The sequence below is a fragment of the Thiomonas sp. 13-64-67 genome, assembly GCF_002282795.1.
In the GTDB taxonomy this organism is placed as follows: domain Bacteria; phylum Pseudomonadota; class Gammaproteobacteria; order Burkholderiales; family Burkholderiaceae_C; genus Thiomonas; species Thiomonas arsenitoxydans.
In genome coordinates this window covers 1-14,037 of the sequence record NZ_NCKP01000074.1, presented here as the reverse complement: position 1 = coordinate 14,037, position 14,037 = coordinate 1, and the positions used below count along the sequence as shown (strand labels likewise).

Sequence of the window (14,037 nt, the reverse complement as noted above, 5' to 3'; positions counted from 1 at the left end):
GTGCTCTTGCAGCAGCAACCAGTCGGCCTCGGGCAACAGCTCGCGCAGCAGTTCGGGGGTGTAGAGATGGTCGGCGCGGCCCGGGCCGCCGGTGCCGTATTCGAGCTGTTTCACCGCGTAGCCCTGTACGCAGAGCAGGCCGCCGGTTTTGAGGGTGCGCCACAGGCCGGAGAACAGGCGCTCGCGCAGGGCCGGGTCGGCGAACTGCACGAAGATGGCGACGGCGGCATCGAATCGACCCGGCGCCCAGTCCCACTCGTCCACCGAGGCGACGTGAAAATCCACCGATACGCCGCGCTCCTGCGCCCAGCGGCGGGCTTTATCGACGGCGACGGGCGAGAGGTCGAACGCGGTGACGTGGTGGCCCTGCTCGGCCAGCCAGATGGAATTGCGGCCTTCGCCGTCGGCCGCGCTGAGAATGCGGCTGGAGGGCGCAAAACGCGCGGATTCGCGCACGAGAAAGGCGTTGGGCTCGGCGCCGTAGTGCAGGCCGGGTTTGGCGAAGCGGGCGTTCCAGGTTTCGCGCGGATCGGCAAAACTGCCGGCGGGCGGCGTGGCGGGAGTGTGCGAAGTCATGGCGGTATGGACTGATATTGGAAAAAGTAAAGCCGCAAAGCCGCCATTTTGCGCAGTTATTTGAGTTTTTGCCCGGCGCCGTCGAATACCGAAACCGTCACGGGAATGCCCTGGCGCACGCTTTCGCCCACGGTGCAAAACTGCTCGAACTGCATCAGCACGCGGTCGAGCCGATCCATGCCTTGCGCGGCAGCGCCCATGCGAATATCGACCGTGATGGACAGCACACGCAGGCGACCGGCTTCGTTGCGGCCGATTTCGCCCGTGGCGGTGGTGGTCAGCCCCTTGGGGTCGAGCTTGAATTTGCTCAGGGCGAAATACAGGCTGGAGCTCATGCAGTTGCCCACGGCAGCGAGCAGCAGGTGCGAGGGCGACGGCCCCGCGCCCGTACCCAGCGGCGGCGGCTCGTCGGTCAGAATGGTGGGGCGGTCGTCGGCAAAGTGCAGGTCGAACTGGTAGGCGTCGATCTGCTTGAGGGTGACGCTGGGGGGCTGTTTGTCGTCCATGAAAGCTCCTGAGTGAGACGCTGCCTGGCGTTGTGCAAGGCTGGCGAGAGGGCAGGCCGGTCCATTCTGCAACCAGACCGATGACGGTCAACTTTAATACCTGAGGCGCGACCCATCCCTTGACGGCGCCCTCTAATATGCGAGTTTCGCCGCGGCTTCTCTGCGGCTGACTGCTTCCGCTGCACCCCTAGCTGCACCTCTATCTTGGCAACCTCCGAAGAACTCTGGCTCAAGGCCCGCAAAAAAGATATCCGCCCGCAGCTCAATCGCGCCGTGGGGCTGGGGCTGTTTGCCGGCTGGCTGATCATCGTGCAGGCCTGGCTGCTGGCGCGGGTGGTGTCGGCGGTCATCACCCGCCATCAGCATCTCGCCGAGGTGTGGGGTTATCTGGCGGCGATGCTGCCGATTTTTGCGCTGCGTTTCGCGCTGATGCGGGCGTCTGAAAACGTAGCCTTCGAAGCCGCAGCGCAGGTGCGGCGCGATTTGCGCGGACGTCTTTACGAGCATTTGCAGGCGCTGGGGCCCTTGTGGCTCACGCGCCAGTCCAGTGGCGACATCGCCAACACCATCGTGACCGGCATCGACGCGCTCGAAGCCTATTACGCGCGCTACCTGCCCAATATGTCGCTCACCGCGCTGGTGCCGCTGTCGATTCTGGTGTTCGTGCTGCCGCAGGACTGGGTGTCGGGCCTGGTGCTGTTGTTGACCGCGCCGCTGATTCCGATTTTCATGATTTTGATCGGCAAGGGCACGGAAACCCTCAACCAGCAGCAATGGCAGCTGCTCTCGCGCATGAGCGCGCGGTTTCTCGATTCGCTGCAGGGGCTGACCACGCTCAAGCTGTTTGGCGTGAGCCGCCACGAGGCCGAGGTAGTGGCCGCGCTCACCGAGGAATACCGCATCGGCACCATGAAGGTGTTGCGGGTGGCGTTTCTGTCTTCTGTGGCGCTGGAATTCATGTCCACCATCAGCATTGCGATGGTGGCGGTTTTTATCGGTTTTCGCCTGTTTTACGGTGAGATGCAGTTTTTTAACGGCTTTTTCGTGCTGCTTTTGGCGCCCGAGTTTTATCTGCCGCTGCGCAATATGGGCACCTTCTACCACGCCCGCATGGAGGCGATCGGCGCTGCGCAAAACTTGCTCAAGCTGCTCGACACCCCGATTCCGCCGCACGCCCAGACCACTGGCGGCACGCAGAAATTGGACGCGGGGCAAGAGGTGCGGATTCGCTTTGACGCCGTGACGGTGCGCCACGCCGCCGATCTGCCGCCCGCGCTCGACGCGGTGAGCTTTGCCGCCCTACCACGCGGCCTCACCGCGCTGGTGGGCGCCAGCGGCGCGGGCAAGAGCACCGCGCTACATGCGCTGATGGCGCTGGTGCAGCCCGAGGCCGGGCGCATTCTGGTGAATGAAACGCCGCTGACCGCGCTCGACGCCACCGACTGGCTGCGGCATGTGGCCTGGGTGCCGCAGCGTCCGCATGTGTTCGAGGGCACGGTGCGCGACAACATCGCGCTGGGCCAGTCCGACCCGCCGCAGGAGGCGGTGGAGCGCGCCGCCCGCGCGGCGCAGGCGCATGACTTCATCGCCGCGCTGCCGCAGGGCTACGACACCCCGCTGGGCGAGCGCGGTCTGGGCTTGTCGGGCGGACAGGTGCAGCGTCTGGCGCTGGCGCGGGCGCTGCTCAAGCCAGCAAAGCTGGTGCTGCTCGACGAAGCCACGGCGCAGCTCGACGCGCAGACGCAGGCGCAGGTCGGCGAGGCCATTCTGGCCCTGGCAAAAGAGCGCTGCGTCATTCTTGCCGCGCACCGCCTGAGCACGGTGCTGCAGGCCAACCATGTGGTGGTGCTCGAAGCCGGACGCGTGATCGAGCAGGGCGCGCCCGCCGATCTGCTGAGGGCCGACGGCGCCTTTGCCCGGCTGGTGCGCGCCCACGAGCCCGCTGTTCAGGAGCAAGCCTGATGCGCTGGAACCCGCTGCCGCCCGATTTCGATCTGCCCCAGGCGCGCGCCGATTTGAAGCGGCTCGTCGGTTTGTTTGCGCCCTACCGCAACTGGATGCTGTGGGGCGCGCTCGCCGCGCTGCTCACCCTGCTGGCCAATGTGGCGCTGATGACGGCCTCGGGCTGGTTCATCGCGCAGATGGCGCTGGTCGGCCTGGTGGGCGCGGCGATGGATTACTTCACCCCGGCCGCCTTCATCCGCGGCATGGCCATCACCCGCACTGCCGGACGCTACATCGAACGCCTGATCACGCACGAGGCCACCTTCCGCCTGCTGCAGGAACTGCGGGTGTGGTTCTACCGGCGGCTGGAGCCGCTGGCCCCGGCGCGGCTGCAAGAGCTGCGCAGCGCCGACCTGAGCAGCCGCCTCATCAGCGACATCGACGCCCTCAACCACCTCTATCTGCGCGTGCTCGTTCCCGTGGGCGTGGCGCTGTTGGGCGGCGCGCTCATTCTGGGCATGATGGCGCTCTACAGCGGGCGGGTGGCTGCGTCCACCCTCTTGTTCCTGCTGCTCGCCGGGGTGGCCGTGCCCCTGCTCACCTTCCGTCTGGGGCATGGCCCGGGGCGGCGGCTGGTTGCGCTGCGCGCCGAATTGCGCAGCGCCGCAGTCGATGGCTTGCAGGGGCTGGGCGAGCTGCGCGTTTATGGCGGGGTGGCGCGGCAGGCGCAGCGCATCGACGCGCTGACCGAGGCCATGATCGGCCAGCAACGCCAGCTCAGCCGCGCCACCGGCCTGTCACAAGGGCTGCTGGGGCTGTCGGCCAATCTGGCGATGTGGTGTGCGCTGTTGCTGGCCATTCCGCTGGTGACCGATGCGTCCATCACCCCGGCCGAACTGCCGATGCTGGCGCTATTTGTGCTCTCCAGTTTCGAGGCGGTTTTGCCGCTGCCGCTGGCGCTGCAAATGCTGGGCGAGACCTTGGCGGCGGCGCGGCGGGTGTTCGGCATTCTCGACGCCCGGTCGCAGGTGGAGGAGCCCGCCGACATGCCAGTGCCGCAGTGGGAGCGTGCCGACGTCGAGATCGACGGCCTGCGGCTGCGCTACCCCGGCGCGCGCGGCGAGGCGGCCTGGGCGCTCGACGGCCTGAGCCTGCAGCTGCGCGCGGGCGAGCGCGTCGCCCTGGTCGGCCCCAGCGGCGCGGGCAAGAGCACGCTGGTACAGGCGCTGCTGCGGTTCTGGGACTATCAGGAGGGAAGCGTGCGCATCGGCGGCCACGACCTGCGCGCCTGGCCGGGCGAGGCGCTGCGCGCGCACATCGCCGTGGTGTCGCAAGACACCTATCTATTCAACACCACCATCCGCGACAACCTCATGCTGGCCAAACCCGAGGCCACGGAGGACGAAGTGATCGCGGCGTGCAAGGCGGCGCAGTTGCACGACTTCATCGCCGCGCTGCCCGAGGGGTATGAAACCTGGGTGGGCGAGGCCGGCATGCGGCTGTCGGGCGGACAGGCGCGGCGCGTGGCCATCGCCCGCGCGCTGCTGCGCAACGCGCCGCTGCTCATTCTCGACGAACCCACCGAGGGCCTGGACGCGCTGACCGAGCGCGATCTGCTGCGCGACCTGGTGCAACTGATGCAGGGCCGCACCGTGCTGCTGATCAGCCACCGCATCGCCGCGCTGCCCGCTGCGGTCGACCGGGTGCTGGTGATGGAAGCCGGCCGGGTGGTGGAGGCCGGCGCGCCCGCCGAGTTGCTGGCGCGGCAGGGCGGCGCCTTCCGCGCGCTGCACGACGCGCTGTAAATCGGCTCAGGTCATGCGCGGCAACAGCCCGCGCAGGCTCAATCCGTCTTCGCTCAGCGCGGTGGCGATGGCCAGGCGCAGGGGGCCGATGCGGCTGGAGGCATCGAGCACCAGTCGGCGCACCAGACGGGCCGGGCCGCGGTCGTCGGTGTAGAGCGTGGCAATGGCTTGCGTGGCCAGATACAGCGGGCGCGTCGCGCGGCGATGCGCCGCCTCGAAGCGCTGCAGACGCTCGGGCGCGGCGATGTCGGTACCCGCGCGCGAGGCAGCCAGAATTTCGCGCGACAGCAGATCGACGCCGTGCAGACCGAAGTTGAAGCCGTGCGCGGTGACAGGGTGCATGCCCACGGCGGCGTCGCCGATCAAGGCGAAACGCGGCGCGACGAAGCGCTGGGCATAAACCCCGACCAGCGGATAGGTGTGACGGCTGCCCGCGCGTTTCATTTCGCCCAGACGACCCTGGTAGCGCCGGGTGATGTCGCGCTCGAAGTCGGCGTCGGGCAGCTCCAGCAAGGCCTGCATCTCATGCTGCGGCAGGGTGAGCACCACGGACGAGAGGTGTTCGGACAAGGGCAGCAAGGCCAAGGTCTGGCCGATGCCGAACCATTCCCACGCGGTGTGGTGATGCGGCTGCTCATGCTGCATGCGGCACACCAGCATGGTCTTGCCGAAGTCGTGCGAGTCGGCCCCGATGCCCATCTTGCGGCGGGTTTCGGAAAACCGGCTGTCGGCGGCGATCAGCAGCTTCGCCCGGAGAGTCTGGGCCGGGGCAGCGGCCGCCGCTGCCTGCGCCGGCTCGAGGTCGAGCTCAACGCCCTGCGCATCGGTGCGCACCGCGCCCAGACGGGTCTGGTCGAACAGGGTGTATTCGCTTTGGCCCTGCACCGCAGCCCAGACCGCGCGGCGGATTTGCTGATTGGGCACGAGGGCGCCGAGCTGGGTTTTGCCGCGCAGCGGCGATACGCGCATGGGATGCGGATCGTTGCCGTTGAGCACCACGGCGTGTTCGAGCGGAAACACCTGATCGGGCGCGATATGGTCGAACACCCCGGACTCGCGCAGGGTGCGCAGGGTGCGCAGGCTGAGCGCAATTTCGCGGCCGTCGAAAGGGGGGTCGGCCAGCGCGGCCGCGCTTTGCTGCTCGACGAGGGCGATGCGCAGGCCGCTGCCAGCCAGCGCCCGCACCATGGACAGACCGGCCGGGCCGGCGCCGATGATGGCGAGATCGAACGTCATGTCAAAGTCCTGTGAAGCGGTCATAAAGAAAGTTTGTCCAGTGTTTACAGCCGCGCCATTTCCAGCTGCGCTTCACCATACACCGCGCGCGCCAGCACCCGCAACGCCGCGCGCAAACCCTCTTCGAGCACCGGGTGATAGAAGGGCAGGGTGAGCAGTTCGGCCACGGTCATGTTGCGCTGCAGGGCCAGGGCCAGCAGATGCCCCAGATGCTCGGCGCCGGGCACGCACATCTCCGCCCCCAGTAGTTTGCCGCTGCCGGGCTCGGCGTACACATGCAATTGTCCGGCCGCGCGCAGCATGGCCATGGCGCGCGCCTGCTGGGCGAAGTTGAACCCGCCGGTAGCAAACGACCGCCCCTGCAACGCCTGCCAGGTCTGGCCGACCACGGCAATCTGCGGGTCGGTGAAGGCAATCGCCAGCGGCACGCGGCGGCGAAAGCGCGCCGCTCCGTGCAGGGCATTGAAGGCGGCGATGAAGCCTTCGTCGGACGCCTCGTGCAGCACTTGCAGCTCGCCGTTGACGTCGCCGGTGAAATACACCGGCAGGTCGCCGATCTGCAGGGTGTTGCGGTCGAAGTCGGGTAGGCCGCGGGCGTCGAGCGGCACGCCCAGCGTTTGAAGCCCAAGGCCGTCGGTGTTGGTGCGCCGCCCCATGGCTGCCAGCACGGCATCGACCTCGACCGGGCTTTCGCCGTTGTCCACGATCAGCGTGCCCGCAGCCCCTTCGCGCAGATCGACGGCGCGGCCCAGATGGAGAGGAAATTCGGCGCCGATGCGGTGTTGCGCCTCGGCCTGGATGACCGGATCGGTCAACGGCCCGAGGCTTTCGCGCAGCTCGAAGCCGTGCACGTCCAGGCCTAGCCGTGCCAGCGCCTGCCCCAGTTCGAGGCCGATCACCCCCAGCCCGACCACGGCGATGCGGCGCGGCAGATCGGGGCGCTCGAACAGGTCGTCGGTTGTGAGAATGCGGTTGCCAAACGCCCGCCACGCCTGCGGCACGACCGGACGGCTGCCGGTGGCGATGAGAATGCGGTCGGCGGTGATGACCTCTTCGCGTCCGTCGTCGTGGGTGACGATGACGCGACCCGGCCCGTCGAGCCGGGCCCGCCCGGCGATGTTCTGCGCAGGCTGCAGGCTGTGGGTCGCGCCCATCACCCCGGCCACGCGCGCATCGCGGTAGTCGCGCACCCGCTGCAGCACGGCGGGCAGAAGCCCACGCGGGCGCAGGTGGTGCCGTAGGGGCCGTGGTTGATGATGACAAAGTCGTCGGTGTGCTTGCGCACCTGCGACAGCGCGGTGAGCCCGGCTGTGCCGGCGCCAAGGATGGCGATATGAACGTGACGCACGGAGGAACTCCGGTGAAGAGGACTGCGCGCCAGTCTATCGGCGCGGCTTGACGCCCGTTTTGGGCAGGGTCAAGCCGCGCGGTGCAAAACACTTCAGGTGTGATCGTGCACGGCGGCGTGCTCGGCCTCGGCGTGCACCATGGCGAGCATGGCATCGCGCTTGTCGGCGGTGCCGAACATCGGGCTGGTGCCCACCACCTGATGGTTGGCCGCCTTCAGCGTGAAGTAGGCACGGCCGTCGCTGGCGACCTGTTTTTCAAAGCGCTCGGGCAGCACGCTGTTCTTTTTCACCGAGGCCATGCCATTCTCTGCGGAGGCCTTGCTCTCGTAGTGCTCGCTGCTCAGCAGCGTGCCGCCATCGGCCGCTTTGAGCGAAAAGTGGAACTGACCTTTTTCGTTTTTGTGCAATTCAAAGCTGACTGCCATAGAGAACTCCTGGATGGGTAAGTCGAAGCCGGGCGACGCAGGCGCTTGTCAGGCAACGCGCGCCGAGGGACGAATGGGAACAGGGGCAGGGACGAAGCCTCCCCGCACGCCCCGAATGGTCGGCGCGTTCTGTGACAAATGCAAGACTTGCGACCCAACTTTTGACAATAGTTGACAGATCGGCCGCGTATTGGGGGTCGATCAGCCGAGGGTGGATCAGCCGGCCTGCTGCTCCAGCGCGAAATGCGCCCCATTGAATTGTCCGAGCACCCCGGTCAACCAGGGCAGCACCTCGCGCAAGGTGGCGTGCAGCGTCCACGGCGGGTTGATGAGGAACATGCCGCTGCCCAGCAGGCCGAAGCCACTGGCGTCGGGTTCGCGCACCTGCATGCGTACATCGAGCCAGTCGGCCTGGCCTGCGATGCGGCGCAGCTGTTGCGGCAGCAGGTGCGACTCGCGCCGCTGCAGCACCGGGTACCACACCGCATAGGTGCCGACGGCAAAGCGCTGCAGCGCGTCGCTGACCGTGTTGCGCAGCGCGGCGTAATCGGTCTTGAGTTCGTAAGACGGATCGAGCAGCACGACGGCGCGGCGGTCTTGCGGCGGCAGCAGGCTTTTGAGGGCGACAAAACCGTCGGCGCAGCGCACCTGCACCCCTGGCTGCGCGCCGAAGGTGGCGTCGAGCACGCGGTGATCGGTGGGATGCAGCTCGAACAGCCGCAGCTTGTCTTGCGGCCGCATGAGCTGGTGGGCAATGGCGGGCGAGCCCGGATAATAAAGAAGGTGGCCGCCGGTGTTGAAGGCACGGATCTGCGCGAGATAGTCTTGCACCGCCTCCGGCGCGTCCTTGCGGTTCCAGAGGCGCTCGATGCCCTCGGCGTACTCGGCATTTTTTTGCGCAGAGGCTTCGTGCAGCGGGTAACCCCCGGCGCCCGCGTGGGTGTCGATCACCCAATAGGGTTTTTCTTTGCGGTTCATGTGCCGGAGCACCTGCACCAGCACCAGATGTTTGAGCACGTCGGCGTGGTTGCCGGCGTGAAAGGCGTGTCGGTAGGCGAGCATGTGTGCACTGTAGCCGCTGACGGGCCGGGGAGAAATCCTGCGGCACAATGCCGTTCTGAATCTGCGGCGCGTCTTGCTGCGCCGCTCCACCCTGCACCGCCATCATGTCCTCCCCTTCTCCTGCAACCGCTTCCGCGCCAAGTGCGCTCCCCAACGCGCTCGACTTCATCCGTTTCGCCGTCGACAGCGGCGTGATTGCCTTTGGCGACTTCACCACCAAGGCGGGGCGGCAGTCGCCCTATTTTTTCAACGCCGGTTTGTTCAACGACGGCGCCATGCTGGCGCGGCTGGCGCAGTTTTATGCGCGCGCGCTGCTGGAGAGCGGCGTGACGTTCGACATGCTGTTCGGCCCGGCGTACAAGGGCATTCCGCTCGGCGCGGTGGTCGCGGTGGAACTGGCGCGACTGGGCCGCAATGTCGGCTTCGCCTACAACCGCAAGGAAGCCAAGGATCACGGCGAGGGCGGCAGCACCGTGGGCGCGCCCATCCGCGGCCGGGTGGTCATCGTCGATGACGTCATTTCCGCGGGAACGGCCACGGGCGAATCGGTGCGGCTGATCCGCGCGGCCGGGGCGGAACCCGCCGCCGTGCTCATCGCGCTCGACCGCCAGGAGAAGGCTGCAATTCAGGGTCGCACCCTCGATGTTTCGGCCGTACAGCACGTCAGCCACGAGTACGGGCTGCCGGTCATTTCCATCGCCAATCTCGACAGCCTGCTCGCCTATCTGGCCGACAGCGGCCACCAAGAGCTGGCGCGCTGGCGGCCCGCGGTACAGCAGTACCGCGACACTTACGGGGTCTGACACAGCACGCAAGAGTCGCGAACGAATCCGCCATGACCCTCAAGCTGCGCGCGCCGCTCGGCATCTCTTTTTCCGCGCTGCTGCTGTGGAGCTTTGCGCTGGTGGGGCTGCCGCTGCTCATCGGGCTATCGGTCACGGCGTATCTGTTCGATCAGGTGGCCACGCAGGCGCGCAGCTCGGTGGCCGTGGCGGTGCAGCTCACGCGTACCTCACGCCAGATCGCCCAGGACATCGACAACCTGCAGCGGGCCAGCGGCCAGTGTCTGGTGTTGCAGGACGCCGCGCTGTGCAGCGGCGTGCGGCAGGCGCATGAGGCCTATGTACAAGATGCCGCGCAACTCCAGGCCATGCCGCTGCCGCCCGACCAGCAGCACACCCTCTACAGCCTGAACACGCAGGAAGCGGCGCTGTTCGCCGGGGTCATGGCCTCGGGCAAGGTGAAGGATGGCGCCCGGGTGTTCAACGCGCTCAACCCGCAATTCGACGCCATGCGCCTGTCGGCCGACAGGCTGATCAACCACAGCAACGGCCTGGTCGATGCGCTGGAAGCGCGGCTGCTGCAGGTCTCCAACCGCGTGTGGTCGGTGCTGGGCTGGCTGGCGCTGGCCAGCGTGAGCCTGTCGGTCTGTCTGGCGCTGCTGTTCTCCTGGCTGCTCAGCCAGCCCTTGCGACAGATCAAACGCTCCATCCGCCGTCTGGGCGAAGGGCAGCTCGATCAGGCGCCCAGCGTGGCCGGGCCGCGCGATCTGGTCGATCTGGGCGTGCAACTCGACTGGCTGCGCCGCAGGCTGGCCGATCTGGAGGCGCAGAAAATCCAGTTGCTGCGGCATGTGTCGCACGAACTCAAGACCCCGCTGGCCTCGATGAAAGAGGGCGTGGACTTGCTGGCCGAAGGCGTGCCCGGCCCGCTCAACGCCGAGCAGCAGTCGATCACCCGCATCATGCGCGGCAATGTGCGCGACCTGCACCACCGCATCGACAGCCTGATCCATTACGACAGCGCGCTGCATCACCCCGAACCGCTGCAGATCGGCCCGGTGAAGCTGCGGCTATTGCTCGCCAGTTTGATCCGCCGCAATCATCTCACGCTGCGGGCGAAGGGCGTGCATGTGGAGTGCGGCTGTGCTGCGCTACAAGTGCAGGGCGACCGCGCCAAGCTGGAAAGCCTGTTCGAGAACCTGCTGGTCAACGCCATCCGCTTCAGCCCGCAGGGCGGCCGAATCGGATTCGACGCCAATCGGGTCGAAGGCGGCGTTGAAATCTGCGTCAGCGATCAGGGCCCGGGCGTGGCGCCGGAAGACCGCAAGCAGTTGTTCCAGCCGTTTTTCCAGGGCCGCAACCAGCCGGCCAGCGCCTTGCGCGGCACCGGGCTCGGTCTGGCCCTGGCGCGGCAGTACGCCCAGATGCACGGCGGCACCTTGGAGCTCGCGCCCCACCCCGGCCCCGGCGCGGTGTTTCGCGTGTTTCTTCCAGACCAAGCTCAAAATCCGGTATGACCTTGCCACGTTTTCTACGCCAACGCTTCATTCTTCCCCTCGCGCTGCCGCTCGCGCTGACGTCCTGCGCCGAACTGCCGCGGTTGGCTCAAATGGCCGCACCAACGACCTCCGGCTCGGCCCCGACCGATCGCCTCGACGAAACCACCCTCGACCGCCTGCTGCGCGACACCCCGCAGACCGCGGGCCCGGCGCTGCAGAGCCAGACGGCGCGGCTGCTGGCGCTGGGCAAGCGGCGCGGGGTTGCCGAACAACTGCAGCTCGCCATGCTGTTGCTGGCGCGCGGCGATGCGGGCGACGCCGAACTTGCACAGAATTTGCTTGAAGGTGTGCGAGCCCGCGCTGACGATGTGCCGATGCGCAACTTCATCACCCTGCTGCAGCGCGATGCCGCGCAGCAACTCGCCCTGCAGCAGGCGCAGAAAAACGTCCAGGCCCTGCAAAAGCAGATCGACCAGATCAAATCGCTGGAGACCCAGCTTCAGAACCGCAGCCGCTGATCCCACCCCATGCCCGCAACCGTTCTTCTGGTGGATGACGACCCCGACCTGCGCCAGCTGCTGGCCATCCGTCTGCGCTCGGCCGGTTATGCGCCCGTCACCGCCGCCAGCGGCGCCGAGGCGCTGGGCAGCCTGGCGGCCAGCCGCCCCAGCGCGGTCATTACCGATCTGCGCATGGACGGTATGGACGGGCTGTCGCTGTTCGAGCACATCCGCGCGCAAGACCCGTCGCTGCCGGTCATCATCCTCACCGCCCACGGCACCATTCCCGACGCGGTGGACGCCACGCAGCGCGGCGTGTTCGGCTTTCTGACCAAGCCGTTCGAAGCGCGCGAGCTGCTTGCTCTGCTGGAGCGTGCGATCGCGCTGCAGCCCAAGCAAGCCGCCGCGCCCTCGCCCAAGGACGAAGCCTGGCGCGCCGACATTCTCACCGCCAGTCCGCGCATGCTCGCACTGCTGTCCGAAGCCGGACTGGTGGCGCGCAGCGAGGCCAGCGTGCTCATTCGCGGCGAGTCGGGCACCGGCAAGGAAATGCTGGCCCGCGCCATTCACCGCGCAAGCCCCCGGCAGGCCGGGCCGTTCGTCGCCATCAACTGCGCCGCCATTCCCGAAACCCTGCTCGAATCGGAGCTGTTCGGTCATGCCAAGGGTTCGTTCACCGGCGCCAGCCAGGCGCAGACCGGGCTGTTCCAGCAGGCCAGCGGCGGCACGCTGTTTCTCGACGAAATCGGCGATATGCCGCTGCCGCTGCAAGTCAAGCTGCTGCGCGTGCTGCAAGAGCGCCAGGTGCGCCCGCTGGGCGCGGCGCAGGCGGTCGATGTGGACGTGCGCATCGTCTCCGCCACCCACCGCGATCTCGACGCCGCCATCGCGCTCGGCCAGTTTCGCGACGACCTGTATTACCGCCTCAATGTCGTCACCCTGCACCTGCCGCCGCTGCGCGAACGGCGCGAAGACATCGCCATGCTGGCGCAGCATGCGCTGAAGATTCTCACCCCCCGGCTGCACCGGCGCATCACCGGCTTCACGCCCGACGCGCTCGATCTGCTGCAACAACAAGACTGGCCCGGCAATGTGCGCCAGCTCATGAACGTGGTCGAGCAGTGCTGCGCGCTGAGTACCACCAGCCGCATACCGGCCACCTCGGTGACGCGGGCGCTGCGGCTCAAACCCACCACCCTGCTGCCTTTCGCCGAAGCCCGCGAACAGGCGGCTGGCGCAACGCAACCGCACCGAGTTCTATCGCCTGCTCGGCAAGCACCATCTCGACCCGGCGCAGTTCAAAGCCGCTGCCGAAGAAGCGCCGCCGCAAAGCTAGTGCATTGGTGCACGCTATCTGGAACATAAAACCGCGTCTTTGACGCCAGGGCTGCGTTGCAAATCCGCGCGATACCTTCGGGTATCGCTGTGGTTTGCGCCTTGCCCTGACGCCAAATCCATCATTTTTATTCGTTCCATCAAGCATGCACCACTGCACTAGGGCTTGTCGCCCCGTCGCCCATCCGCGACAAAAATCATTCGATAAATCAAGGCGTTGAAAAAACACCGGGCAATCCGTCGCCGCTGCCCGACGCTTTTCTTGGGCAAATCGGCCGTTTGTCGCTGATTTGTGTGATTTTTTCCCTCACTCCCTCTGAAAGCACCCCGGTGGCACAGGGTTTGCACTAGGACTCCGCGCAGATCGCATCCGATCGATCCGCCCCCAACCGGAGAATCCTCATGCACACCCTCCCTTCCCCCGCCGCCCCGCACACCGAACTCGCCCTGGCCCGGTTTCACGCCATGCAGCGCCAGCTGCATGGCCTCGCCGCGCAACTGCGGGCGCTTTACCAGCCCGATCCGCTGGCCCGGCTGCAGCGCCAGCAGGCGCACGACCTCGACCTTCTGCAACGCGAGTTTGACGACAACGCCTTGGGCGCATCCCCGCGCCCGATCCACCCGTCCGGGCCGCGGCGCTGACTCGCCCCTGCCCCCACCTCACCCTGACAGGAGCACTGCCATGTTCACCATCGACTGGTCTGTATTCACCCCTTATTCCGCCCTTGCAGGCGGCGCGTTGATCGGCGCCGCAGCGGGCGCGCTCGCCTTAGGCGGCGGCAAGATCGCGGGCATCAGCGGCATTCTGGGCGGCTCGCTCAGCGACGCTCTGGCCGCGCGTCGCCCGGCCTCGTGGCGGCTGAGTTTTCTCGTCGGCGTGCTCGCGGCTTCGGTACTGTGGGCGCTGTCGATGCCCCTGCCCGGCGCGCAATTCGAGGCGCCCTGGGGGCTGCTGCTCGTCGGCGGTCTGCTGGTGGGGGTGGGCGCGCGGCTGAGTTCGGGCTGCGCCAGCGGCCAC

At 67.2% G+C, this 14,037-nt stretch carries 14 protein-coding genes and 1 pseudogene; 8 read left to right on the top strand and 7 right to left on the bottom strand.

Going from position 1 to position 14,037, the window contains the following annotated elements:
• Together B7X30_RS13890 and B7X30_RS13885 are read right to left on the bottom strand one after the other, a co-directional pair.
• Positions 1 to 576: class I SAM-dependent methyltransferase (locus B7X30_RS13890; protein ID WP_286731314.1), on the bottom strand; the 576-nt coding region annotated here is incomplete at its 3' end.
• 56 nt (positions 577 to 632) lie between these two features.
• Positions 633 to 1,082 (bottom strand): OsmC family protein, encoded by a 450-nt coding sequence (locus B7X30_RS13885; RefSeq protein ID WP_286731311.1) that lies wholly within the window; start codon positions 1,080 to 1,082, stop codon positions 633 to 635.
• A gap of 204 nt (positions 1,083 to 1,286) precedes the next feature.
• On the opposite strand from B7X30_RS13885, the gene cydD reads away from it, so the two are divergent.
• Together cydD and cydC are read left to right on the top strand one after the other, a co-directional pair.
• Complete coding sequence (cydD, locus tag B7X30_RS13880) at positions 1,287 to 3,044, top strand: thiol reductant ABC exporter subunit CydD (protein WP_286731308.1); 1,758 nt, start codon at positions 1,287 to 1,289, stop codon at positions 3,042 to 3,044.
• Positions 3,044 to 4,831 carry a thiol reductant ABC exporter subunit CydC gene (gene cydC / locus B7X30_RS13875; RefSeq protein WP_286731307.1) on the top strand — a complete coding sequence of 596 codons (1,788 nt, stop codon included), beginning with the start codon at positions 3,044 to 3,046 and terminating at the stop codon, positions 4,829 to 4,831. The genes cydD and cydC overlap by 1 nt, the downstream gene beginning before the upstream one ends.
• Before the next feature lie 6 nt (positions 4,832 to 4,837).
• On the opposite strand, the gene ubiM is transcribed toward cydC, so the two are convergent.
• The 5 genes from ubiM to B7X30_RS13850 all read right to left on the bottom strand — a co-directional run bounded on the left by ubiM (position 4,838) and on the right by B7X30_RS13850 (position 8,903).
• Positions 4,838 to 6,067 carry a 5-demethoxyubiquinol-8 5-hydroxylase UbiM gene (ubiM, locus tag B7X30_RS13870; protein ID WP_286731305.1) on the bottom strand — a complete coding sequence of 410 codons (1,230 nt, stop codon included), beginning with the start codon at positions 6,065 to 6,067 and terminating at the stop codon, positions 4,838 to 4,840.
• A gap of 44 nt (positions 6,068 to 6,111) precedes the next feature.
• Complete coding sequence (locus tag B7X30_RS13865) at positions 6,112 to 7,269, bottom strand: dihydrolipoyl dehydrogenase (RefSeq protein ID WP_286731303.1); 1,158 nt, start codon at positions 7,267 to 7,269, stop codon at positions 6,112 to 6,114.
• The gene (locus tag B7X30_RS13860; RefSeq protein ID WP_286731300.1) at positions 7,221 to 7,415 is read right to left on the bottom strand and encodes a hypothetical protein; all 195 of its coding nucleotides are present in this window, start codon (positions 7,413 to 7,415) and stop codon (positions 7,221 to 7,223) included. Before B7X30_RS13860 ends, B7X30_RS13865 begins: the two co-directional genes overlap by 49 nt.
• Positions 7,416 to 7,508: 93 nt before the next feature.
• Positions 7,509 to 7,841 carry a YegP family protein gene (locus B7X30_RS13855; RefSeq protein ID WP_156053888.1) on the bottom strand — a complete coding sequence of 111 codons (333 nt, stop codon included), beginning with the start codon at positions 7,839 to 7,841 and terminating at the stop codon, positions 7,509 to 7,511.
• A 216-nt stretch (positions 7,842 to 8,057) separates the two neighbouring features.
• Entirely contained in the window at positions 8,058 to 8,903 is an 846-nt protein-coding gene (locus tag B7X30_RS13850) for a 23S rRNA (adenine(2030)-N(6))-methyltransferase RlmJ (RefSeq protein ID WP_286731299.1), read from the bottom strand.
• A 104-nt stretch (positions 8,904 to 9,007) separates the two neighbouring features.
• On the opposite strand from B7X30_RS13850, the gene pyrE reads away from it, so the two are divergent.
• The 6 genes and pseudogenes from pyrE to B7X30_RS13820 form a co-directional block, all read left to right on the top strand.
• Positions 9,008 to 9,706 carry an orotate phosphoribosyltransferase gene (gene pyrE / locus B7X30_RS13845; protein ID WP_286731298.1) on the top strand — a complete coding sequence of 233 codons (699 nt, stop codon included), beginning with the start codon at positions 9,008 to 9,010 and terminating at the stop codon, positions 9,704 to 9,706.
• Positions 9,707 to 9,738: 32 nt separating this feature from the next.
• Positions 9,739 to 11,202: a sensor histidine kinase gene (locus B7X30_RS13840; protein WP_286731296.1), complete on the top strand. Its 1,464-nt coding sequence runs from the start codon at positions 9,739 to 9,741 to the stop codon at positions 11,200 to 11,202.
• The gene (locus B7X30_RS13835) at positions 11,199 to 11,702 is read left to right on the top strand and encodes a hypothetical protein (RefSeq protein WP_286731294.1); all 504 of its coding nucleotides are present in this window, start codon (positions 11,199 to 11,201) and stop codon (positions 11,700 to 11,702) included. Before B7X30_RS13840 ends, B7X30_RS13835 begins: the two co-directional genes overlap by 4 nt.
• 9 nt (positions 11,703 to 11,711) lie before the next feature.
• Positions 11,712 to 13,020 (top strand): annotated as a pseudogene (locus B7X30_RS13830) (sigma 54-interacting transcriptional regulator).
• Positions 13,021 to 13,421: 401 nt separating this feature from the next.
• Positions 13,422 to 13,661: a hypothetical protein gene (locus B7X30_RS13825; RefSeq protein WP_286731293.1), complete on the top strand. Its 240-nt coding sequence runs from the start codon at positions 13,422 to 13,424 to the stop codon at positions 13,659 to 13,661.
• A 40-nt stretch (positions 13,662 to 13,701) separates the two neighbouring features.
• A partial coding sequence (locus B7X30_RS13820) for a YeeE/YedE family protein (protein WP_286731292.1) occupies positions 13,702 to 14,037 on the top strand: 336 nt, incomplete at its 3' end.

What these genes read in the sequence shown, in the direction of transcription:
- B7X30_RS13885 (WP_286731311.1), bottom strand. Translation starts at nt 1,082, where the DNA reads ATGGACGACAAACAGCCCCCCAGCGTCACCCTCAAGCAGATCGACGCC.
- cydC (WP_286731307.1), top strand. Translation starts at nt 3,044, where the DNA reads ATGCGCTGGAACCCGCTGCCGCCCGATTTCGATCTGCCCCAGGCGCGC.
- ubiM (WP_286731305.1), bottom strand. Translation starts at nt 6,067, where the DNA reads ATGACGTTCGATCTCGCCATCATCGGCGCCGGCCCGGCCGGTCTGTCC.
- B7X30_RS13855 (WP_156053888.1), bottom strand. Translation starts at nt 7,841, where the DNA reads ATGGCAGTCAGCTTTGAATTGCACAAAAACGAAAAAGGTCAGTTCCAC.
- B7X30_RS13850 (WP_286731299.1), bottom strand. Translation starts at nt 8,903, where the DNA reads ATGCTCGCCTACCGACACGCCTTTCACGCCGGCAACCACGCCGACGTG.
- pyrE (WP_286731298.1), top strand. Translation starts at nt 9,008, where the DNA reads ATGTCCTCCCCTTCTCCTGCAACCGCTTCCGCGCCAAGTGCGCTCCCC.
- B7X30_RS13840 (WP_286731296.1), top strand. Translation starts at nt 9,739, where the DNA reads ATGACCCTCAAGCTGCGCGCGCCGCTCGGCATCTCTTTTTCCGCGCTG.
- B7X30_RS13835 (WP_286731294.1), top strand. Translation starts at nt 11,199, where the DNA reads ATGACCTTGCCACGTTTTCTACGCCAACGCTTCATTCTTCCCCTCGCG.
- B7X30_RS13825 (WP_286731293.1), top strand. Translation starts at nt 13,422, where the DNA reads ATGCACACCCTCCCTTCCCCCGCCGCCCCGCACACCGAACTCGCCCTG.